This is a genomic window from Pseudomonas sp. Yb2C2 (assembly GCF_052112325.1).
Lineage (GTDB): Bacteria > Pseudomonadota > Gammaproteobacteria > Pseudomonadales > Pseudomonadaceae > Aquipseudomonas > Aquipseudomonas marginalis.
On sequence record NZ_JAVAJK010000020.1, the window covers coordinates 97,087 to 119,682 of the forward strand.

17 protein-coding genes and 4 pseudogenes are annotated in these 22,596 nt (G+C 61.8%); 10 read left to right on the forward strand and 11 right to left on the reverse strand.

Annotated features, from left to right (window positions below; translation table 11 throughout):
* Window positions 1-41 precede the first annotated feature (41 nt).
* Together Q8X51_RS24580 and Q8X51_RS24585 are read right to left on the reverse strand one after the other, a co-directional pair.
* The gene (locus tag Q8X51_RS24580; RefSeq protein ID WP_065948708.1) at window positions 42-1,850 is read right to left on the reverse strand and encodes an ABC transporter ATP-binding protein; all 1,809 of its coding nucleotides are present in this window, start codon (window positions 1,848-1,850) and stop codon (window positions 42-44) included.
* Between the two features lie 223 nt (window positions 1,851-2,073).
* The gene (locus tag Q8X51_RS24585) at window positions 2,074-2,967 is read right to left on the reverse strand and encodes a DMT family transporter (RefSeq protein WP_323146327.1); all 894 of its coding nucleotides are present in this window, start codon (window positions 2,965-2,967) and stop codon (window positions 2,074-2,076) included.
* Between the two features lie 156 nt (window positions 2,968-3,123).
* Here Q8X51_RS24585 and Q8X51_RS24590 point away from each other — a divergent pair, with 156 nt between their 5' ends.
* Window positions 3,124-3,705 carry a helix-turn-helix domain-containing protein gene (locus Q8X51_RS24590; protein ID WP_065927699.1) on the forward strand — a complete coding sequence of 194 codons (582 nt, stop codon included), beginning with the start codon at window positions 3,124-3,126 and terminating at the stop codon, window positions 3,703-3,705.
* A 365-nt stretch (window positions 3,706-4,070) separates the two neighbouring features.
* Here the strand turns inward: Q8X51_RS24590 and Q8X51_RS24595 are convergent, their stop codons facing one another.
* Window positions 4,071-5,006 (reverse strand): helix-turn-helix domain-containing protein, encoded by a 936-nt coding sequence (locus Q8X51_RS24595; RefSeq protein WP_065927700.1) that lies wholly within the window; start codon window positions 5,004-5,006, stop codon window positions 4,071-4,073.
* A gap of 240 nt (window positions 5,007-5,246) precedes the next feature.
* On the opposite strand from Q8X51_RS24595, the gene oxdA reads away from it, so the two are divergent.
* The 9 genes and pseudogenes from oxdA (at window position 5,247) to Q8X51_RS24640 (ending at window position 14,371) form a co-directional block, all read left to right on the forward strand.
* The gene (gene oxdA, locus Q8X51_RS24600; protein WP_074846650.1) at window positions 5,247-6,305 is read left to right on the forward strand and encodes an aliphatic aldoxime dehydratase; all 1,059 of its coding nucleotides are present in this window, start codon (window positions 5,247-5,249) and stop codon (window positions 6,303-6,305) included.
* A 277-nt stretch (window positions 6,306-6,582) separates the two neighbouring features.
* The gene (locus tag Q8X51_RS24605) at window positions 6,583-8,097 is read left to right on the forward strand and encodes an amidase (protein WP_074846648.1); all 1,515 of its coding nucleotides are present in this window, start codon (window positions 6,583-6,585) and stop codon (window positions 8,095-8,097) included.
* Between the two features lie 84 nt (window positions 8,098-8,181).
* Window positions 8,182-8,766, forward strand: a complete 585-nt coding sequence (gene nthA / locus Q8X51_RS24610; RefSeq protein ID WP_407694522.1) for a nitrile hydratase subunit alpha — start codon at window positions 8,182-8,184, stop codon at window positions 8,764-8,766.
* A 40-nt stretch (window positions 8,767-8,806) separates the two neighbouring features.
* On the forward strand, window positions 8,807-9,469 hold the full coding sequence (gene nthB, locus Q8X51_RS24615) for a nitrile hydratase subunit beta (protein WP_074846644.1): 663 nt from the start codon (window positions 8,807-8,809) through the stop codon (window positions 9,467-9,469).
* Complete coding sequence (locus Q8X51_RS24620; RefSeq protein WP_407694523.1) at window positions 9,466-10,725, forward strand: GTP-binding protein; 1,260 nt, start codon at window positions 9,466-9,468, stop codon at window positions 10,723-10,725. The genes nthB and Q8X51_RS24620 overlap by 4 nt, the downstream gene beginning before the upstream one ends.
* Window positions 10,726-11,080: 355 nt before the next feature.
* Window positions 11,081-11,743 (forward strand): annotated as a pseudogene (locus Q8X51_RS24625) (PAS domain-containing protein); the annotation flags it as partial.
* 30 nt (window positions 11,744-11,773) lie between these two features.
* A pseudogene (locus Q8X51_RS24630) lies at window positions 11,774-12,013 on the forward strand (methyl-accepting chemotaxis protein); the annotation flags it as partial.
* 95 nt (window positions 12,014-12,108) lie between these two features.
* Window positions 12,109-13,749, forward strand: a complete 1,641-nt coding sequence (locus Q8X51_RS24635) for an AMP-binding protein (protein WP_407694524.1) — start codon at window positions 12,109-12,111, stop codon at window positions 13,747-13,749.
* Between the two features lie 58 nt (window positions 13,750-13,807).
* Window positions 13,808-14,371: a TetR/AcrR family transcriptional regulator gene (locus Q8X51_RS24640; protein ID WP_065927797.1), complete on the forward strand. Its 564-nt coding sequence runs from the start codon at window positions 13,808-13,810 to the stop codon at window positions 14,369-14,371.
* 86 nt (window positions 14,372-14,457) lie between these two features.
* Here the strand turns inward: Q8X51_RS24640 and Q8X51_RS24645 are convergent, their stop codons facing one another.
* The 8 genes and pseudogenes from Q8X51_RS24645 to Q8X51_RS24680 all read right to left on the reverse strand — a co-directional run bounded on the left by Q8X51_RS24645 (window position 14,458) and on the right by Q8X51_RS24680 (window position 22,594).
* Window positions 14,458-15,528 carry a protein-glutamate methylesterase/protein-glutamine glutaminase gene (locus Q8X51_RS24645; protein WP_065948701.1) on the reverse strand — a complete coding sequence of 357 codons (1,071 nt, stop codon included), beginning with the start codon at window positions 15,526-15,528 and terminating at the stop codon, window positions 14,458-14,460.
* 32 nt (window positions 15,529-15,560) lie between these two features.
* Window positions 15,561-16,046, reverse strand: coding sequence for a chemotaxis protein CheD (locus Q8X51_RS24650; RefSeq protein ID WP_065948700.1), 486 nt, complete (start codon window positions 16,044-16,046; stop codon window positions 15,561-15,563).
* Complete coding sequence (locus Q8X51_RS24655) at window positions 16,039-16,842, reverse strand: CheR family methyltransferase (protein WP_027605691.1); 804 nt, start codon at window positions 16,840-16,842, stop codon at window positions 16,039-16,041. Before Q8X51_RS24655 ends, Q8X51_RS24650 begins: the two co-directional genes overlap by 8 nt.
* 21 nt (window positions 16,843-16,863) lie before the next feature.
* A complete protein-coding gene (locus Q8X51_RS24660; protein WP_065948699.1) occupies window positions 16,864-17,388 on the reverse strand; it encodes a chemotaxis protein CheW in 525 nt (174 codons plus the stop codon).
* 116 nt (window positions 17,389-17,504) lie between these two features.
* Window positions 17,505-18,017: a chemotaxis protein CheW gene (locus Q8X51_RS24665; RefSeq protein WP_162844263.1), complete on the reverse strand. Its 513-nt coding sequence runs from the start codon at window positions 18,015-18,017 to the stop codon at window positions 17,505-17,507.
* Between the two features lie 123 nt (window positions 18,018-18,140).
* A pseudogene (locus tag Q8X51_RS24670) lies at window positions 18,141-18,857 on the reverse strand (methyl-accepting chemotaxis protein); the annotation flags it as partial.
* Window positions 18,858-18,920: 63 nt separating this feature from the next.
* Window positions 18,921-20,438, reverse strand: a pseudogene (locus Q8X51_RS24675) (MCP four helix bundle domain-containing protein); the annotation flags it as partial.
* Window positions 20,439-20,461: 23 nt separating this feature from the next.
* Window positions 20,462-22,594, reverse strand: a complete 2,133-nt coding sequence (locus Q8X51_RS24680) for a chemotaxis protein CheA (protein ID WP_137211781.1) — start codon at window positions 22,592-22,594, stop codon at window positions 20,462-20,464.
* Window positions 22,595-22,596: the final 2 nt, after the last annotated feature.

Below are 22,596 nucleotides of genomic sequence, written 5' to 3' on the forward strand. Positions count from 1 at the left end.
GGTCATTTGGAGGGATCGGCAGATACGCGGCGGTGGGTCTTCTAGCGATAGCCCCGCGCCTGAACGTCGAACAGCTCGGCATAACGTCCACCCGCAGCCATCAGCTGGTTATGGCTGCCCTCCTCCAGAATCTGCCCGCGTTCCAACACAATAATGTGATCCGCACTGCGCACACTGGAAAAACGGTGGGAAATCAGCAGGGTCATGCGGCCCCTGGCATGCTCACGGAAGTGCTCGAACACCGCCGCTTCAGCCCCGGCATCCAGCGCGGCAGTGGGTTCATCGAGGATCAGCAGATCGGCATCCTGACGCATGTACGCCCGCGACAAGGCCACTTTCTGCCACTGCCCCCCGGACAGTTCCTGGCCTCCAAACCAGCGTCCCAGCTGGGTTGAATAGGTATGGCTCAAGCGCTCGATAAATTCCGCCGCCACGCCTTGAGTGGCAGCGCTGCGCCAGCGTGCCTGGTCGTCCAGGGCCTCGACGTCCCCCACGCCGAGGTTTTCGCCGACACTCATCTGGTAGCGGATGTAGTCCTGGAAAATAACGCCGATGCGCTGGCGCAGGGTGTGTTCGTCCCACTCCTGCAGGTCGCTGCCATCCAGCAGGATGCGGCCTTCATCCGGGGTATACAGACGGGTCAGCAGTTTGATCAGGCTGGTCTTGCCGGAACCATTTTCACCCACCAGGGCCAGGCTTTTCCCCGGTGCCAGGTGCAGGCTGATATTGCGCAGCGCGGCGGATCCGGCGCCTGGGTAGGTGAACCCCACCTGCTCGCAGCGCAGGCCATCGCCAGGGCGCGCACCCTGGGTGAGCCGGCCATGTGGCGTGATCACGGGGGTTTCAAGGTATTCATACAGGTCCGAGAGGAACAGGCTGTCGTCGTACAGCCCGGCAATGGCGCTGAGGCTGGCGGTGATTGCGGCCTGCCCCTGCTTGAACAGCACGATGTACATGGTCATCTGGCCCAGGCTCGTCTGGCCACGCACGGTGTCGAGTACCACCCAGGCGTAGGCCAGGTAAAACGCTGCGGTGCCCAGCAGGCCCAATGCGAAGCCCCAGGCATCGCGGCGCAACGTCAATTGGCGGTCCTCGGTATACAAACGCTGGGCGTTGTCGCGATAGCGCTGGAGGAACAGCGGTGCCAGGCCAAACAGCTTGACCTCCTTGGCATGGGACTCGTGGGAGAGCAACGATTCCAGGTAGTTCTGCCGGCGCGTCTCCGGTGCACGCCGGTGGAACAGGCGGAACGCATTGCCGGAGAAATGCGTCTCGGCGAAGAACACCGGCAACGCACCGACCACCAGAATCAACAGGGCCCACGGCGAAAAGTGCACCAGCAGGACTGCAAAGCTGACCAGCGAAATGAGGTTCTGCACCAACCCCAGTCCTTTGGTCACCAGGCTCAGCGGGCGCGTCGAAGCCCCCTGGCGCACGCGCACCAGCTTGTCGTAGAACTCGGCGTCTTCAAATTGCAGCAGCGAAAGGGTCTGGGCTTTCTCCAGGACCATCAGGTTGACCTTCACGCCCAGTTTCACCCGCAACAGCGACTGCTGCATCGACAGCGCCCGTTGCGCCGCCGCCAACAAAGCCAGCACCCCGGCCTCGGCCAGCACGTAGCGCATCACCGGCCACACGGGGGCCTGGCTGCCGGCCGCATGAACCTGCATGGCGTGGACCACGCCATCAACGATGCGCTGTCCAATCCAGGCGGCCAGTGCAGGCAGCAGTCCGGCGACAATCGTCGCCAGCAACAGCCCCGTGAACAGTGGCCGCGAGGTTTCCCACACCAGTCCCAGTGCCCTGCGCGCCTGGGTCGAAAACGCGCTCAATCGATTGAACAGCACCATGAATGGCACGGACTCCTTGAGGGGGGTGAAATCAGGCCGGACGGCCGAGAGCCATGGAGATGGGCAGTTCACTGCGCCACTCGCTCCCGGATCCAGGCGCGCCCCGGATTATGACAGGCCGTGACGCCAGAACCACGCGCATTCATCGATGTTCTTCCCAGGCGCGTCGTCGCCAGTGGTTGGCGTGACGTCTTTTGACTCGATGGCGGTTGGGCGCCCGACCTTACATCACGTCCTGACGCCCCGCGCGGCCCAGCGACCAGCCAAAGTTCATGCCCGCCGCCGCCAGCAGGATCGCGCCTGCGCCCATCACCTGCAGGGCGCTGAGGGGATGGGCGAAGGCTACCCAGTCGACCAGGATGGCAACAATCGGATAGATGAATGACAGCGCCCCGACCAGCGCCGTGGGGATTTTCTGGATGGCGCTGTACAGCAGGGTCGACATCAGCCCGGTATGGACCACGCCGATAATGATCAGGTAAGTCCAGGCGCCCTTGAGCGTTTCGCCCCCAGTGAAGTCCACGAACGGTGCCAGCACCAGCACGCCGACCACCATCTGGATCAGCACGATCAGGTGCGCGGGCAAATCCTTGAGACGCTTGGTGATCGCCGCCGCCACGGCATAGAAGAAGGCTGAAGCCAGGGCCAGGCAGACGCCCAGCACGTAGTCGGCACCGGTGGCCTGCCCACGGCCCTTGGCGGACACGATCAGCATCAGCCCGGCGAAGGCCAACAGCAGCCAGCCGACCTTGGCGATGCTGAGGCGTTCGGCAAAAAACAGCACACCCAGGCCGACCAGCATGAACGGCTGAACGTGGTAGACCACCGTGGCAATGGCAATAGAGGAATGGGTGTAGGCACCGAACAGCAGCACCCAGTTGAGGACCAGCGCCACCCCGCCCAGGCACACCAAAAGGAATTGCCGGGCAGTGATCCGGGAGCGACGCAGCACCCCAAGCGCCAGGCACGCGACCAGCATCGCCAGGGCGCCGAACAGGCAACGCCAGAACACCACCGCCTCCGGGCTCTGCCCCGACATGACGACGAACCAGCCGACTGTGCCGGAGATGACCATGGCCGAGATCATTTCGAGCGTCCCACGGGTTTGCGACTTCATCACTCACGGCTTCCTTGCTATCGACATCGCCATGGCCCAAGCCACCGTTCGCGGGGAAATAGGCTGGCAAATACAACTTTATAATGAACGTATGGCCGATATACTGAACATGGTGCCCAAGAGCGTCAACCCATTTAAGGATGGTTTATAAAACAAATGACCGATATAACGAACAATCTGCCGGGAAATAATCTGAGTCGAATCGATCTGCTGGCGCTGTCAATCAAGCGCGAGCGCCTGGCCGCCGGGCTTTCCTTGACCGAGCTGGCGAAGCGCGCCGGGGTAGCGAAGTCGACCTTGTCTCAATTGGAGTCGGGTATCGGTAACCCCAGCATCGAAACCTTGTGGTCGCTGGCGATGGCCATGGGCTTGCAAGTCACCCGGTTCTTCGAACAACCCCGGCAGGCCCTGCGGGTGATTCGCGCCAACGAGGGCATGACCGCCTATGCCGAGACGGCCCATTACGCAGCGACCCTGCTTGCCGATTGCCCGGCCGGCGTACAGCGCGACATCTACCGACTCAAGGTGCAGCCCGGCGAAGTTCGTTTGTCTCAGCCTCACCCGCAGGGCACCGTAGAGCATGTGGTGCTGTGCAGTGGCAGTGCACGTATCGGCCCGGCGAGTGGCCCGGTGTTGCTCAACGCCGGCGACTACATCAGCTACCTGGCGAATGTGCCGCATGTGTTCGAGGCACTTGAGGCGGACACCACGGCGGTGATGGTGATCGAGCATTCCTGAGGTGGGAGCACCCTGACGCCTGTCAAATCCGTAGCTGCCGAGCCCTGGCGAGGCGGCGTCGGCCGCGACTCGGGCTTGAATCGGCAGCGCGCCTGACGCAGCCTCGCTTGCGCTCGGCAGCTGCTACGGGGGGCCTTGATGGGGTTGGTATTCGTAGCAGCTGTCGAGCCCCGGCGAGGCTGCGTTGGCCGCGACTCGGGCTTGAATCGGCAGTGCGCCTGACGCAGCCTCGCTTGCGCTCGGCAGCTGCTACGAGGGGCAAGTCCGTGAGGTGGGCAGGGGGATCGCTAGCAACTTAACCCTTTTATCTCGTCAATTTTATCGAGCAGGACGCTAATAACCCCCGCCTTTTTTTTGGGGCCCCGTCAATTGCGCGTCAAGAGCGTGTGCGGCGCAACCCCAAACGCCTTGCGAAAAGCATGACTGAAGTGGGAGAAATCGGAAAAACCGAAGTCCAGTGCGGCTTGGGAAACGCTGCGCACCTGGCCGCACTCGATAGCCGCGCGACTGGCATTCAGCCGTTCTTTCCAGATCTCCGCGACCGGGCTTTTCTGATGACGGGCGAATGCACGGGTCACCGTGCGGGTGGACACGTGGTGGGCTTGGGCGATCAGTTCGATCGACAGTTCTCGCTCGCTCAGGTGGTGCTGGATGTAGGTCATTATCCGCGCATAAAGATCCAGCTCCTGATGGGTCGTCTTCAGGTCCTGAAGTTCCAGGCTGATCACGAGCAGGTCGATTATCGTGTTGGAGTAACGATTGCAAATGCCTCCATCCTCCAGAAGCACGGGAGTGTTCGCCATCTGGCGCAGCATCTCGCGCAGCGGCACCACGCCGGGGCGGCGGTCATCCAGCACCATTGCGGTGCATTCCGCAACACGCGGCAACCGCTCAGTCAGCAACTGCCGAGGGATGCGCATCAAGTGGTTTTCGCTCCCCCCCAGGCTGAATCGGAACGGCCGGGTTGCGTCATAAAGGAACAAATTACCCGCGCCCAGTGTGGCCTTGCGCCCCTCTTGCTCAAGTTCGCCATACCCATTGAGGGTGAAGCCCAGCCACAGGTCGTCTGCGGGGCCACTGCGTAAATGCCGCTCGGAACGGACCCAATGGTGCAGCGGGGACGACAGCCTGGAGACATCCAACGCCCCTACGCCGGAGACCTGGAGCGTTCCGTTGAAATCGCTCTGGGTCGAGGGTTTGCTGTCAGCCATAAGACAATGGCGACACACCACTTCTTTCCAGTAATCGAAGCGACGCGGTTGCGAAACGGCAAGGGTGGAATAGTGATTGTTCTGAGCCATGGCACTCACCTTAATGCAACGACTTGAAGCAGCGACACGCTGCCGGTCGATCTTGGAAAGCAAAATTCAGACCACGCCCTGCCCCTTTATCACTCCTGAGCCCTGGCATCGGGCATCTGTCTTTTCCAACCAAACGGTTGTCCTGGCGAACAAAGCGAGGCGGTTCGTACCTGCCTGACTATGACCTCACAGCCTGTCCAGCCCGCTACGCCTGAACCTGAAAAAAACAAGGAGCCGCCCATGGAATCTGCGATCGACAAACACCTTAGATGCCCACGGACGTTGTCCCGCCGGGTGCCCGAGGACTACCAGCCGCCCTTCCCTATGTGGGTCGGCCGCGCTGGCGAACAATTGAAGCAGGTAGCGATGGCTTACCTGGGCGTGCAGTTTCGCGGTGAGGCGCAGCGTGAGCGTGCCCTTAAGGCCATGCGCGACATCGTTGGCAGCTTCAGCCTGCCCGACGGCCCGCAGACCCACGACTTGACCCATCACACGGACAACAGTGGCTACGACAACCTGATGATCGTCGGCTACTGGAAGGATGCGGCGGCCTATTGCCGCTGGTTGCGATCACCGCCCGTCAATGACTGGTGGGCATCGCCGGATCGCCTGAACGACGGCCTGGGTTATTTTCGCGAAATCACCGCGCCGCGTGCCGAGCAGTTCGAAACCCTCTATGCGTTCCAGACGCAGTTGCCGGGGGTGGGCGCGATCATGGACACCACCAGCGGCGAGATCGAAGAGCACGGTTACTGGGGCTCGATGCGCGATCGTTTCCCGGCGTCCCAGACCGACTGGATGAGCCCCACGGGCGAACTGAAGGTGGTGCAGGGAGACCCGGCCAAAGGTGGCCGTGTCATCGTCATGGGCCATGACAACATCGCGCTGATTCGCTCCGGCCAGGATTGGGCTGACGCCGAGGCTGACGAGCGTTCACTGTACCTCGACGAAATCTTGCCGACATTGCAGGACGGCATGGATTTCCTGCGCGATAACGGAGCCCCCCTGGGCTGCTACAGCAATCGATTCGTGCGCAATATCGACCTCGACGGCAACTTCCTCGACATGAGCTACAACATCGGCCACTGGCGCTCGGTCGAGAAACTGGAACGCTGGGCGGAATCCCATCCCACCCACCTGCGCATCTTTGTCACCTTCTTCCGCGTGGCGGCCGGCCTGGTGAAGTTGCGGCTGTACCACGAAGTGTCGGTCTCGGACGCCAGGAGCCAGCTGTTCGAGTACATCAACTGCCACCCGCAGACCGGCATGTTGCGTGATGCAGGTGTCGCGCAAAGCTGACACCCGGCACCGCCCCATTCGTCCCGATTATTTTTTGGCCCTCATCTCTAGCGCATGGGGTCGGGGCCACTTTTTGACAGGCATCTGACCATGAAGTGGCACCGGGCTGAGCTGTCCTGTTCAGCCAAGCGAGTGTCCTGTTCAACCAAGCCGCAGTGGCAAAAGAGGCCTAATTTGTTCTCCATTACGACCCGGAACGATCCGACCCCGAAAGTGCTGGAAGTGTTTGAACAGCCTCAAGTCTTCCCGCCGATCATCGATGAAATCAAGGAAAATCATGGCCATTATTCGACCCACGCTTGATCAACTGCAGGACCTCGCCACCCAGTTGCACATGCAGCTGACGCCGGAGCAGGCTGCGCAGTACCTGGACCTGATGCAACCGAGTTTCGACGCGTACGACCTGGTCGATGAGCTGCCTGATTTCGTTCCGCCCGTACGCTACGAACGCAGTTCGGGCTATCGACCCTCGGACAAGGAAAACCCGTTGAACGCCTGGTACTACCGGGCTGAAGTGAACGGGGCCCGTGAGGGCCTGCTGGCCGGCAAAACCGTCGCGCTGAAAGACAACATCGCCCTGGCAGGCGTGCCGCTCATGAACGGCGCTGCGCCGCTGGCCGGTTTCGTGCCTTCATTCGACGCCACCGTGGTCACGCGCCTGCTGGATGCCGGGGCGACGATCCTGGGCAAGGCCACCTGTGAACATTACTGTTTGTCCGGCGGCAGTCACACCTCTGACCCAGCCCCCGTGCACAACCCCCATCGTCACGGTTACGCCGCCGGTGGATCTTCCTCGGGCAGTGCAGCGTTGGTCGCGGCCGGAGAGGTGGACATGGCCGTTGGCGGTGATCAAGGCGGGTCCATCCGAATCCCGTCATCCTTCTGCGGCACCTACGGCATGAAGCCGACCCACGGCCTGGTGCCCTACTCCGGGGTCATGGCGATTGAAGCCACGATCGATCATGTCGGCCCCATTACCGCCAACGTGCGCGACAACGCGCTGATGCTGCAAGCCATGGCCGGCGCGGATGGGCTTGACCCGCGCCAGGCTGCGCCGCAAGTCGACGACTATCACAGCTACCTGTCGAGGGGCGTGCGCGGGCTCAAAATCGGTGTGTTGCAAGAGGGCTTCGCACTGGCCAACCAGGACCCTCGCGTCGCCGAGAAAGTGCGTGACGCCATCGCCCGTCTCGAGGCGTTGGGCGCACAGGTCGAGGCGGTGTCCGTTCCCGAGCACAACCTGGCGGGCTCGTTGTGGCACCCCATCGGCTGCGAAGGCTTGACCATGCAGATGATGCATGGCAACGGCGCGGGCTTTAACTGGAAAGGCCTCTACGATGTCGGCCTGCTGGACAAACAGGTCGGCTGGCGCGAGCAGGCCGACCAATTGTCCGCGTCGCTCAAGCTGTGCATGTTCGTCGGCCAATACGGGCTGAACCACTACAACGGACGTTATTACGCCAAGGCGCAAAACCTCGCGCGCTTCGCCCGGCAGGGCTATGACAAGGCGCTGCAGACCTACGACCTGCTGGTGATGCCGACTACGCCGATCATTGCCCAACCTCACCCACCGGCGGATTGCTCGATCACTGAGTACGTGGCGCGCGCGCTGGAAATGATCGGCAACACCGCGCCACAGGACATCACCGGGCATCCCGCCCTGTCGATTCCGTGCGGGCGGGTAGACGGCCTGCCCGTCGGGCTGATGCTGGTCGCCAAACACTATGCCGAAGGCACCCTTTACCAGGCTGCGGCGGCGTTTGAAGCATCCGTGGACTGGCGCACGCTCTGAGCCGTCTACGGGCGCCGCCGGCGCCCGTAGAACAATAAGAAATCCAATGACTTTACCACCGTGTTGACTGATAGGAGTGACCCCATGAATACAGCGACTTCAACGCCCGGCGAAAGAGCCTGGGCATTGTTTCAAGTCCTCAAGAGCAAGGAACTCATCCCGGAGGGCTATGTCGAGCAGCTCTCGCAATTGATGGAGCACGGCTGGAGCCCCGAGAACGGCGCCCGTGTGGTGGCCAAGGCATGGGTCGATCCGCAGTTCCGGGCACTGTTGCTCAAGGACGGCACCGCGGCCTGCGCCCAGTTCGGCTACACCGGCCCCCAGGGCGAATACATCGTCGCCCTGGAGGATACGCCGACGCTGAAGAACGTGATTGTCTGCAGCCTGTGCTCCTGCACCAACTGGCCGGTCCTCGGCCTGCCACCGGAGTGGTACAAGGGTTTCGAGTTTCGCGCACGCCTGGTCCGGGAGGGGCGCACGGTACTGCGCGAGCTGGGGACGGAGTTGCCCCGGGACATGGTGGTCAAGGTCTGGGACACCAGCGCCGAAAGCCGCTACCTGGTCGTGCCGGTCAGGCCTGAAGGCTCAGCACACATGAGCGAAGAGCAGCTTCGAACGCTGGTGACCAAAGACGTGCTGATCGGCGTCGCCCTGCCCCGCGTGGGCTGAAAACAACACCTCATCATCGTTCACTCCCGGAGTTTTGATTATGGATGGCTTTCACGATCTCGGCGGTTTCCAAGGCTTTGGAAAAGTCCCTCACACCATCAACAGCCTGAGCTACAAACAGGTGTTCAAGCAGGACTGGGAGCATCTGGCCTACAGCTTGATGTTCATCGGTGCCGACCACTTGAAAAAGTTCAGCGTGGACGAAGTGCGTCACGCCGTCGAACGCCTGGATGTGCGCCAGCATGTCGGCACCCAGTACTACGAACGCTACGTCATCGCGACCGCCACCCTGCTGGTCGAAACCGGCGTGATCACCCAGGCGGAGCTTGATCAGGCCTTGGGCTCCCACTTCAAGCTGGCGAATCCCGCCCATGCCGAGGGCCGCCCGGCGATCACGGGGCGGCCGCCCTTCGAGGTGGGGGATCGGGTGGTGGTGCGAGACGAATATGTGGCTGGGCACATCCGCATGCCCGCCTACGTGCGCGGCAAGGAAGGCGTGGTCCTGCACCGCACGTCAGAGAAATGGCCGTTCCCCGACGCGATTGGGCATGGCGATGTAAGCGCCGCCCATCAACCCACCTACCACGTCGAGTTTTCCGTGAAAGACCTGTGGGGGGATGCGGCCGATGAGGGTTTTGTGGTGGTCGACCTGTTCGAAAGCTACCTGGACAAGGCCGCCGGCGCGCACGCGGTGAACCCATGACAGACGGCGCCCAGGCAAGCCGACTGCCGGTGACGGTCCTTTCGGGCTTCCTCGGCGCCGGCAAAACCACCCTGCTCAACCACATCCTGCGCAATCGCGAAGGCCTGCGCGTGGCCGTCATCGTCAATGACATGAGCGAAGTCAATATCGATGCCGAAGAGGTGCAGCGCGATGTCGCGCTGCACCGTGGTCGCGATGAGTTGATCGAGATGAGCAACGGTTGTATCTGCTGCACCCTGCGCGCCGATTTGCTCGAGCAGATCAGTATGCTCGCACGCCAACAGCGTTTCGATTACCTGCTGATTGAATCCACGGGGATCTCCGAGCCGATGCCGGTCGCGGAGACGTTCGCCTTCCTTGACGCTGACGGCTTCAGCCTCAGCGAACTGGCGCGCCTGGACACCTTGGTGACGGTGGTCGATGGCAGTCGCTTCCAGGAACTGCTCGAATCGCCGGACACCGTTGATCGCGACGACGCCACGCCAGACGCACCCAAGCGCCACCTGGCCGATCTGCTGATCGAACAGGTGGAGTACGCCAACGTCATTCTCGTCAACAAGCTGGACCTCATCGATGCCGCGCAGTACCAGGCCGTGCAGGCGATCCTCACAGGGCTTAACCCGACGGCGCGGATCATGCCGATGGCCCACGGTAACATCCCATCAGCCAGCCTCCTCGGCACCCATCTGTTTGATTTACCCAGCCTCGCAGCGTCGCCGGGCTGGATGCGGAAAATGGAAGCGACCGACGCGCCGTTGTCCGAATCGGACACCTATGGCGTGACGTCCTGGGTGTACCGTGAGCGCGCGCCTTTCCACCCGCAACGGTTGCTCGACTTTCTCCAGCAGCCCTGGTGCAACGGGCGGTTGCTGCGCAGCAAAGGTTACTTCTGGCTCGCCAGCCGCCACCTGGAAACCGGCCTGCTGGTGCAAAGCGGCAAGCGGTTCCAGTGGGACTATGTCGGGCGCTGGTGGAACTTCATCGAGCCGTCGCAATGGCCCCGGGACGAATACCGGCTGCGGGGCATCAGGGCCAAATGGGACAGCGTGGTCGGCGACTGCCGGCAGGAGTTGGTGTTTATCGGCCAGGGACTCGACACCGACGCGTTACAGCGCGAGCTCGACCACTGCCTGCTGAGCGCGCCGGAAATCGCCGCCGGCCCACTGGCCTGGCAAGCGCTGCCAGGGGCGACAGCCTTTGACCAACAGGCCCTTGTCCGCATACCCACACAGCCCATGGCGATTGACCCCATTTGATCCGAGATAGAGGTGCCCCATGCTCTTTTTCAGCCGAACCAGCCGCTGGGTATTGGCTCCGCTTGCCGACAGACTGGATGAGCCTGACCAGGCGAGTACACCGCTGTCGTCGAGCAACCCGTTATTGCGTCGCATCCTGGCGGGCGTAGAGACATTGCTGCAAGAGCGGCGAGCCCTGAAAGCACAGACACACGCGCTGGCATTGGAAGCCACCCAACTGGCCGAGCACCTGGCCCGCCGCGACGCGCTTTTACAGGAGCAGGAGGCGCGCTGGGCACTTATCGCTCAAGGCGCAGGTGACCTGTTTTGGGAACTGCAACCGGCAGGTGTTGCTGCACCCGCACCGGAGTGGGCCATGAGGTGGACAGGGTCCGCGTCGATCCCGACCCAAGGTATTGATCAACTTGGCCGCTGGAACGAGCACCTGCACGCGACGGACCGGCAACGCCTTCTCGACGCGCTGGCCCGGCACCTGAGTGATCGCAGCGGGCGAACGCCCTTTGCGCTGGACGTACGCATGGCCCTTGCATCAGACGGTGACTATCGTTGGCGCAGGATCAGCGGTGTGGCGCGCCGGGATGCGCAAGGCGTACCGGTCGCCGTCGGCGGAAGCCTGCGTGACATTCATGAACAGCGCCTGCACGAAGAGTCACTCGAACTGGCGGCCACACGCTTCGAGATTTCCCGTGAAATGCTCCATGACGGGCTCTGGGACATAGAGGTGGTGGCGGGTGATCCGGCGAACCCGAACAACACCATCTGGTGGTCTTCGCAAATGCGGCGACTGCTGGGGTACACCACGGCTGAGGAATTTCCCAACACATTGGAAAGCTGGACCTCACGCTTGCATCCAGACGACAGCGCACGGGCAATCGCGGCGTTTGTCGCCCACGTCGAAGACCGCAGCGGAAAAACACCCTTTGATGTCGATTATCGGCTCAAGCACAGCAGTGGCAATTACCGCTGGTTTCGCGGCCGTGGGCAAACGCGACGCGCAGAGGACGGTTCCCCGCAAAGAGTGGTGGGCGCCATCACCGATATCCATGCCCACCATGAAGAAAACAGCATGCGTGAGGCTCAGGAACACCAGCACCGAGTAATGCAGGAGACCCTGCGCAAGCTGACGCACATTGTCGCCACCATCCAGGGCATCGCCAGCCAGACTAACCTGTTGGCCTTGAACGCCGCCATTGAAGCCGCCCGCGCTGGCGAAGCCGGACGCGGGTTCGCGGTGGTCGCCGATGAAGTTCGCAAGCTGGCGACCCGCACCAGCCAGGCGACCCAGCAAGCGGCCGACATGATGGACAGCTAGCGCCACGGGCCGAGTCGTGAGCAGCGCAACTATTGGCCGTACAAACCCAACAATAAGAACCAGGTGTCGTTATGCGTGATTATCAAGCTGTGGCCACATCCTTCAATTACCAGCAGACCGCCGAACTGGCTTTGCAAGGCGACCTGACTGCCCTGAACGCCTGCGTCGAATGCTGCGACCGGCACGCCCACGACGACGCCGTGGCGTTGTATTGCGAAGCGCAGGATGGCAGCGCCGCCCAATACACATTCAGCCAATTGCAGGCCAGCGCCGCCCGCTTCGGCCATTTTTTGCGCGAGCAAGGGGTAAAACCGGGCGACCGCGTTGCCGGCCTGATGCCGCGCACGGTTGAACTGCTGATTGCCATCTTGGGGACCTGGCGGGTGGGCGCGGTCTATCAACCGCTCTTCACCGCATTCGGTCCCAAGGCGATCGAGCAACGATTGGGCTGCTCCAACGCGCGCTGGATCGTGACGGATGCGCAGAACCGTCCCAAGCTGGATGAGATCGGCAACTGCCCAAGCGTGATCGTAACCGGCGAGGGCCCGCAGAACCCCGGCGACTACCCGTTCTGGAGCATCCTGGACGGCCAAGACGTCGAGTGCGAACCGGTACTGCTGGACGCCAGCGCGCCGTTCCTGCTGATGTGCACATCGGGTACCACGGGGCCGGCCAAGCCTCTGGAAGTGCCGTTGCGCGCCATTCTCGCCTTCAAGGGTTATATGCGCGACTCCATTGGCCTGCAGCAGGACGACCGGTTCTGGAACCTGGCCGATCCCGGCTGGGCCTATGGCCTGTATTACGCGGTGACCGGCCCGCTGGCCTGTGGTCATGCCACGCTGTTCTACAACGGCCCTTTCACGGTGGAAAGTACCTGCCGAGTCATTGCCAAGTACGCCATCAGCAATCTGGCCGGCTCCCCAACGGCCTATCGCCTGCTGATCGCCGAGGGGGCAGCGTTCGCCGACGCCGTGCGCGGCCGCCTGCGTGCCGTCAGCAGTGCCGGCGAGCCGCTCAACCCACACGTGATCCGCTGGTTTGCCGAGCAGCTCGGCGTGACCATTCACGATCATTACGGCCAGACGGAAATCGGCATGGTGTTGTGCAATCACCATGGTTTGCGTCACCCGGTCCGTGAGGGCTCGGCGGGTTATGCGGTGCCCGGCTACCGCATCGTCGTGCTGGACGACGCGCATCGGGAATTGCCGGCGGGTCAGCCGGGCGTCCTGGCGGTGGATCGCGAGCGCTCGCCCCTGTGCTGGTTCGATGGCTACCTGGGTATGCCCACCCGGGCCTTTGTGGGGCGCTATTACCTGAGCGGCGACAGTGTGGAGCTGAATGACGACGGCAGTATCAGCTTCGTCGGCCGCAATGATGATGTGATCACGACGTCCGGCTACCGCGTCGGGCCGTTCGACGTCGAGAGCGCGCTGATCGAACACCCCGCGGTGATCGAAGCGGCGGTGATCGGCAAACCTGACCCGCAACGCACCGAGCTGATCAAAGCCTTTGTCGTGCTCGACAGCCAGTACCAGCCCAGCGCCGAGCTGGCCGAAGTACTGCGCCTGCATGTACGGCAGCGCCTGGCTGCCCATGCCTATCCCCGGGAAGTGGAGTTCGTCGAGCAACTCCCCAAGACCCCCAGCGGCAAGTTGCAGCGCTTTATCCTGCGCAATCAGGAAATTGCCCGGCAGCAGGCGCCCGGGACATGAACGCGTGGCCGGTGTGCCGGAGCGCCAGGCGTGTGCGCAATCCGAGGCACGGCGTGTGCTGAACCGATCAGACTTCCAGCGCAAAGCCTCGGAGTTATTCAAGGAGCGCAGTTTCAACCAGGTCAGCATGCGTGAACTCGCCGCGCATGTCGGTATAAGCCCGGGGGCGATCTATCACCATGTGGAAAGCAAAGAGGCGCTGCTTTACGAACTGCTGATGGAGCTGTATCAAACCCTGTTGTCCCAGGTGCACGGCATCAAGAATCGCGGATTGGCACCCGATCAACGCCTGGCCCAACTGATCGACTGTCACCTTCAATTGCATGAACACATGACCGGACACTTCAAGCTGGCGGTCATGGACGCCAATTGCCTGGGCGACTCGATGCAGGCAAGCGTCCAGCAACTGCGGCGTGCCTATGAGTCGGAAATAATGGATCTGATCGGCCAGGCAGGCCATCCACCGGGCGGGCCGTTGCGCGAGGGTGCGCTCACGGCCATTTTGCCCATGCTGAACAGTCTACCCACCTGGTTAAGCCCGATGCTCGATAACGCTCAACGTCGAACCATTACGAAGACCATTGCCTGTGCGGTGTTACAGGCTATTGATTCCCTGCCCTGAGCCCACCATGCCCCATACTGAAACGCCAGCCGGGCCCGGAACGGATTGCCGGAACGCCTCATCAATCAGCACAGAACCCCGAACCGTCAGCGGCGCTGATGCATGGAGTGCAGAATCGCCGCCGATATCTGCTCAAGGGGCAACTCACGCTCCACGGCCCCCAGTTTGAACGCCTCCTTGGGCATGCCATACACCACGCAGGACTCTTCGTCCTGGCCCAGGGTGCGGGCGCCGTTGTCGTGCATTTCCTTCAGGCCCCGGGCGCCGTCGTCGCCCATCCCCGTCATGATGATCCCCAGCGCGTTACTCCCGGCACTGCGGGCCACCGAACGAAACAGTACATCAACGGAAGGTCGATGCCGGCTGACCGGAGGTCCGTCGACAATTTCCACCTGGTATTGGGCACCGCTGCGCTTGAGCACCATGTGCCGACCACCAGGGGCAATCAGCGCACAACCGGGGATAACCCGGTCACCGTTCTTCGCCTCCCTGACCTCGATCTCGCACAATCGATTGAGGCGCTCGGCAAACGCGGCGGTGAAGTGTTCGGGCATGTGCTGCACGATGACGATGCCCGGGCAGACCCTGGGCAAGGCGGTCAATACCAATTCCAGGGCTTGGGTGCCGCCCGTGGACGTACCAATGGCGACAATGTTCTCGGTGGTGCGCGCCATTGCCTGGGCGCCCGCCGGCAATATGACGTCAGCCGTCAGCCTGGCGGGAGCGCGCTCGCTGGAAGGCACCATGCGTTTCATATTGGCCCGCGCGGCGGCCTTGACGGCCCCCGCTAATTCATCGGCACTGTCGGTCAGAAACTGGCGCAGGTTGAGTTGTGGCTTGGTCACAATGCTGACCGCGCCGGCCGCCAGCGCCTGCATGGTGGTGGCCGCACCCTTTTCGGTCAGCGTGGAGCAGATGACCACGGGCGTGGGATGTTCGGCCATCAACTTCTTGAGGAACGTGATGCCATCCATCCGTGGCATCTCCACGTCCAACACAATCACATCCGGCCATTGCTTGTTCATTTTGTCCATGGCGAACACCGGGTCTGCCGCCGCGCCGATAACCTCGATAGCGGGGTCTTGCCCCAGGGTCGCCGTCAGCACCTGACGCACCACGGCGGAATCATCAATGATCAGCACTTTGATAAGGCTCATGTCGCACGCTCTCCATGAGGGCTGCTGGGGGTTCACTTCAAGGCCAGGTAGTTGAGTTCGATTTCGCCGTTGGCCAGATCGAACACAATCGTCCGATAACCCACGCCTTCCACATGGAAGTGTTGACACCGCAACTGATGCAGGTCGAGCAGGCGCATGGCCTGTTCGACATTGCGCTGGCCGACGTAATCATTGTCCGAGCGCACAAGCCCGGGAAACATGTTCCCACCGCCGAATACGCTGATCCTGAACTCCGTCGGCAGGGCCTTGATCGACTGTATTCGAGCGAGCAACAGTTCAAAGGCTTCGTTGCCGTAGCGACCATCCAGGACGCCCTGTTTGGTCACGGCGCGCTGTGGCAGCAGGTAGTGACACATGCCCCCCAGCAAGCGCCGGGGATGCCAGAACACTAATGCAACACACGATCCCAGCACCGTACGCAGGCGAATCGCACCCGAGCCGAAAAACCAATCGCCGGGATTCAGGAACACCTCGTTGGGCGGTCGACTGTCAGGCATGCGGCCTCCGGTAGATGGAAGGCTTGACCAGCCGCAGCTGATCGGTGATGCCGTTGAGGCTCTCCGAATGGCTGACCAGAAAGTACCCGCCCGGCTTGAGGTGGCTGACCAGGCGCTTGACCACCTGCACTTTGGTGTCGTTGTCAAAATAGATCATCACGTTGCGCAGGAAGATCACATCGAACATCCCCAGTTTCGGCAGCGGGTTATTCAGATTGATCGACTGGAAATCGATCTTCGCCGCCAGTGCCGGGTCGACCATGAAACAACCGTGGTTGGCGCCCACGCCCTTGAGGCAATACTTGTTCAACAGCGCCTCGGGGATGCCGCGTATGCCGTCGAGGGGATAACGCCCAAGGCGGGCTTTTTCCAATACCCGGCTGCTGATGTCCGACGCGACAATCTCCCAAGGCCGGCCGGCGAGGTTGTCTGCCAACACCATTGCCAGGGTGTAGGGTTCTTCGCCGGTCGAGCAGGCGCCACTCCATATGCGCAACGGCCCGCTGCCGCGCAGCTCGGGCAACGCAACATCGCGCAGGAAGTCAAAATGCTTGGGCTCACGAAAAAAGTAGGTTTCGTTGGTGGTCAGCATGTCCACCGCGACCTGCAACTCCACGCTGTCCTTCATCAACACCTTGTAGTACGCACCGTAGGTATTGAGCTTGAACACTTGCAGCCGCTTGGCCAGGCGAGCGCTCACCAACTGTTTCTTGGCGTCGGACAGGCTGATGCCGGCGATTTGATAAATGAGGTCACGGAACTGCACGAACTCGGCGTCAGAGAGGATCACGTTCATCAGGACATTCCCCCAGCCTGTTCAGGCGATCGAAGGTAGCGAAGACTCAAGGTTGGCCAGCGCATCGACCTGTTCCAGGGACAACACGCGACCGATGTCCAGCAACAGCACGAAACCGCTCTCCAGTTTGCCGATGCCCAGTAAAAAGTCGGCCCTGACATCGGTGCCGAAATTCAACGAGGGTTCGATGTCCTGGTCGGCGATTTCCAGGACCTCGCTGACCGCATCGACAATGATGCCCACCGGCTTGCGCTGGGCATTGGCCTGTACCTCAAGGATCACAAAGCAGGTCCTTGGAGTCTGCACCGTGCGTTCGCCACGGAAGCGCACCCCCAGGTCGAGCACGGGCACCGCCGCGCCGCGCAGGTTAATCACCCCGCGTATGCTGGGAGGCAGCAACGGCACGCTGGTGATCGGCCCGTATTCGATGATTTCCCGAACGTTGAGCGTGCCCACGGCGAACATCTCCTCCCCCAGCACAAAGGTAAGGTACTGGCTCGGGCTCGAGACGCTGGGATTGCCTGGACTGTCGATGGGTGGGGCCATGATTCACCTCGGGTCAAATACGTTTTCGTCTTCATCAGGGGCGCTTCGCACCCCGGCGCGGGACAAGCCCGCTCACCACAACAGCCCTATCCGCCGGGGGTTCAGCGTTGAGATACCTATACAGAGATCAGGCCGGCTATCTCATCGACACACAGCACATGCTCGATCTGCAGGAGCGTGACGAACTCGCCTCGCACCTTGGTCATCCCCCCGATGAAGTCGGTGCGAATGTGATTGCCGAACGCCGGAGCGGGCTTGATATCGATCTCGAGTATCTCGATCACTTCGCTGACCGAGTCCACCACCACCCCCAGGACCTGGGATTCGCCCTCCTTCGCCGCCTCAAGGATGACGATGCAGGTGCGACTGCCCAGTACCGTCGTGCCCTTGCCGAAACGCGCCTTGAGGTCCACGACCGGCACTACCGAGCCGCGCAGGTTGATAACCCCCCGCAGGAATTCCGGCATCATCGGTACGCTGGTCACCTGGTTGTATTCGATGATTTCACGAACGCTCAGGGTATTGACCGCGTACATCTCCTCGGCCGCCAGGAAGGTCAGGTACTGCAAGGGTTCATCCACTGGCGACACAGGTTCGACAGCGCCCTGCATGACCGCTGAGGTGCCCATGGGTCAACTCCCGAAGCGGACGAAACCGCCGTCCGAGGAGCGACTGTCCAGGTCCTGGGTGGACATGGCTCGGCTGATCTGGGGCATCGAGACATTGCGCCCGGCACGTTTGCTTTGCACGGTGAAAAACCCCATGAGTTCCTGCAACTGCTCGGCCTGGCCACTCATTTCCTCGGCCGTCGCCGCCAGTTCCTCGGAGGCCGACGCGTTTTGCTGGGTCAGTTGGCTCATCTGCGACATCGCGCTGTTGATTTGTTCGGAACCGATGGATTGTTCTTCCGAGGCAGCCGCAATTTCCTGCACCAGGTCCGAGGTCTTGGCAATCGACGGCACAATCTCGTCCAGCAGGTTGCCCGCCCGTTCGGCCAGGGCCACGCTGTTCTTGGCCACCTCACTGATTTCCTGTGCGGCAATCTGGCTGCGTTCCGCCAGTTTGCGCACTTCGGCCGCGACCACTGCAAAGCCTTTGCCGTGCTCGCCGGCCCGTGCCGCTTCGATCGCCGCGTTGAGCGCCAGCAAGTTGGTCTGGTAGGCAATGGAATCGACGATGCCGATTTTTTCGGCGATGGTTTTCATCGCCGCCACGGTGTCCTTCACGGCTCGACCGCCTTCCGACGCTTCCTTGTTGGCTTTGCCCGCCATGCCGTCGGTGACCTTGGCATTTTCGGTGTTCTGGGAAATGGACGCTGACATTTGCTCCATCGACGCCGAGGTCTGTTCGACCGATGCCGCCTGCTCGGAAGCCGACTGGGCCATGCTTTGGGCGGTGGCGGAGATCTCTTCCGAAGCACTCGACAGCGAGTCCGCCGAGCCGCGCACTTCGCCGATGATTTCCGAGAGTTTTTCCACGGTGCCATTGACCGAGTGCTTCAGCTCCAGGAACTTGCCCTGGTAGTCGCCGGTAATGCTGCGGGTCAGGTCGCCGGCGGCCATCGCCGACAGCACCTCCATGGCCTCGGTGATCGGTACGATGATCGCGTCCAGAGAACCGTTGATACCGAGGATGATGCGGCGGAAATCGCCCTGGTGCCGGGCGGCGTCAGGGCGGGTGTCCAGCTTGCCGATCAGCGCACTGTCGCTGATCTCGCTGGTATCTTCCACAAGGGCCAGGATATTGGCGCGCAGTTGCTCGACGTTTTCATTGATGAAGGCTTTCTTGCCGGGGAAACGCTCCAGAGGCGCGGACAAATCCCCTTCGCCGAACGCGCGAATACAGGCCATGGCTTTTTTCTTCACGTTGATATGGCCGTTGACCATGTCATTGATGCCCTGGCCGATATCCCGGTACGAACCCGAGAAGCCCTCGACGTCAATCATCACGTCAATGTCACCTTTTTCATGCTCGCTGGACATGTGCTGCATTTGATTGATCAGCGCCAGGATGTTGGTGCGCAACAGCTCAATGTTGTCGTTGATAAAGGCTTTTTTGCCGGGGAATTGTTCCAGGGGCGCAGACAGATCACCGTTACCGAAGGCGCGTATGCAGGCCATAGCTTTTTTCTTCACTGCGATGTGGCCGTTGACCATATCGTTGATGCCCTGGGCCATGGAGCGGTAACTGCCATGAAAACGGCCGGCATCGATCTGTGCATCGATCTCGCCCTTGTCGTGTTCACTGGACATACGGTCCATCTCCACGATCAATTCATGCAGGTTCGCGCCCAACTGCTGCATGCTCGCCATCAGGCTGGTGGTGTCTCCCGCCTTGAGCGTTGCCTTGGCATTCAACTCGCCAGCCGATAGACGTGCCGCATAGGCTTGCACCACGGTAGGTTCCGCCCCGAGCCGGCGCATCAGATTGCGCCCCAGCAAGACACCGATCAGCAGGGTAGCCACCAGGGTCAGGCCGCTCACCAGCAGGATGAGGGTGCGTGCGTTCTTCTCGGTGGTGGTGGCAAGCACCTGGCCCTTGCGCCCCAGTTCCAGGTTGTATTCACGCAGCTCGCCGATCGCCGTGAGCACGGCGGTCTGCAGGGGCTGGCTCGTCTCGATCAATGCACGGGCCGAGGCCTGGTCACCGTCATCGATGAGCTTGTCGAAGTGCGTCTGCAACGCCGCAAACTCAGCCAAGTGGCCGCGCAGTTGTTTCAACAACGCCGTATCGTGCTCGTCGGAGGTCAACTCGGCCTGATAGCGATCCAGGGCTTTGCCTACGGCACTGAAATCCTGCGCCACGCTGGCCGCGTAAGCCGGCACGCTGGTTTTGTCGGTCTCGTTCAAGCGTTGCCATTGCAAGGCGTGCAGGTCGGTGAAGGCCGCGGCGGCGCGGTCGATCTCCAGCAGGCTGGGCACCGTGTTGACGTTGGCATAGCTGGCGCTCGTATTGATTTCACCGGCCAGGTACAGGCTGGTGCCACCCAACACGCAGACACCCAGCATGGCTGTGAAAACCAGCAACATGATATTTCTAATAACAGTCATGGCGAGGCACTCCTGATGACGCTTCAATGAGTCGATAAAGGGCTTGGGATCGAACGATGTGGGGTTTCCTTGGCAACCTGTCCTAGCAAATTCGGGATATCCAGGATCAGCGCAACGGCTCCACTTCCGAGGATGGTGAACCCGCCCAGCCCATGGGCATCACCAAACACTTTGCCCAGTGGCTTGATCACGGTTTGGAACTCCCCCTGCAGGCGATCGACCACCAGGCCGGCACGCAAGCCTGCGTATTGCACGACGACCACGTTTTCCCGGTTGCCTCCAGGCTCTTGCACATCAAACATGTCGCGTAGCCGCAGGATTGGCAGCACCTCGCCCCGCAGGTCCAGGTAGCCGGTTTCGGTGCCCCGCTGAGGGGCCAGCTCGATACACTCCTCCACCATGTTCAGCGGAATCACGTAAGAAGCCTTGCCCACCCCGATCAGGAAACCGTCAATGATCGCCAGCGTCAGCGGCAGGCGGATGCGCACCGTGGTGCCCTGTCCGACTTCGCTCTCGAGACTGACGCTGCCGCGCAACGCCGTGATATTGCGCTTCACGACGTCCATGCCTACGCCACGCCCGGACAGGTTGCTGACCTGGTCGGCCGTGGAGAATCCCGGCTCGAAGATCAAATTCAGAATGTCTTTGTCCGACGGCTGCTGGCCCTCTCCCACCAAACCACGCTCACGGGCCTTGGCCAGGATCTTGTCCTTGGCCAGGCCACCGCCGTCGTCGGACACCTCGATCACGATGCTGCCGGATTCGTGATAGGCATTCAGGCGTACCGTGCCCTGGGCCGGCTTGCCCCGCTGGAGGCGCGTCGACGCAGGCTCGATGCCGTGGTCCATGGCATTGCGCACCAAATGGGTCAGCGGGTCGCCAATGCGTTCGACGACGGTCTTGTCCAGCTCGGTCTCACCGCCGCCGATGTGCAGCACGATGTCCTTGCCCAACTCTTTTGAGACGTCCCGCACCACCCGCTGGAACCGCGTGAAGGTTGCGCCGATCTGCACCATGCGCAGGGTCAGCGCCGAGTCGCGTACTTCCTCGACCAGCCGCGATAACAGGCTGGTGGCTTCGATCATCTCGCCAATCCCACTGCGTACCGCCACCAGGTTGGCGCCGGCACCGGCAATGATCAGCTCGCCGACCAGGTTGATCAGTTGGTCCAGCTTGGCGGCATCGACCCGAATCAGGTTGCCTTCGTTACTCGCCGCGCTTTTGCCGGCCTTGACCGGCGGCGTTGTCGAATCCTGGACATCAGGCTCGCTGCGCGTTTCGACCGGTGCCTGCTCGGCGTCCTGGGTCACGAGCAAGGCCTGGGCCTCGGTCAGTGTGCCGCAACGCACCAGCAGCTCGATCAGCGCGGCGTTGTCTTCCGGCAACTCGTCGAGATGGGTCCGACACGCCTGCACCGTGGCATTCGGCGCAAGGATGCGAACCAGCGCGTCCTCGCGGACAAAATCAAAGGCGCCGTCGATGACCTCCAGGGACGCGTCGCTGGCCAGTGCGAGTTCAAACCCGAGGTAGTTGGTTTCCGGGTCCATGGCGGTCATGGGCGGCAACCCATCGAACAAGGTAACGGTGTGCAGCAAACGCCCCAGCGTGCTCAGATAGCGCAGGAACGCCAAGGGGTCCATGCCATTGCGCAACACATCCGGGCCAAAGCGCAGCGACAAATGCCAATGGCCGGGACTGGCGCCTGGCTCATCCGCCGGCGCCGGCGCTTGAAGGGTAGGCGCCGGGGTCGAGACCGCCGCGTCCAGATACAGCGACAGCCGCTCAATGAGCGCTTGACCCTGAGCCCGCACCGGTTCGTCCAGGCGATCCAGGTTGCCGTCCTCGGCCAGCAGGTCGATCAATTGGCCGATATGGTCACGGGCGTCGAGGAACAACGCACTCAACGCCTCGTCGACGCGCACTTCCAGGCTGCGCACCCGGTCCAGCACGCTTTCGGCGACATGGGTGAACTCAACGATCGGCATCAAGCCAAACAGGCCGGCCGACCCCTTGATGGTGTGGGCCACGCGGAACAGGCCGTTGATGGTGTCCAGGTCCTGGGGCGACTTCTCGATCTGCAGCAGCGCATCTTCCATTTGCAACAGAAGCTCGCGACTTTCGGCAATGAACGTCTGCAGCACGTCATCCATGTTCATAC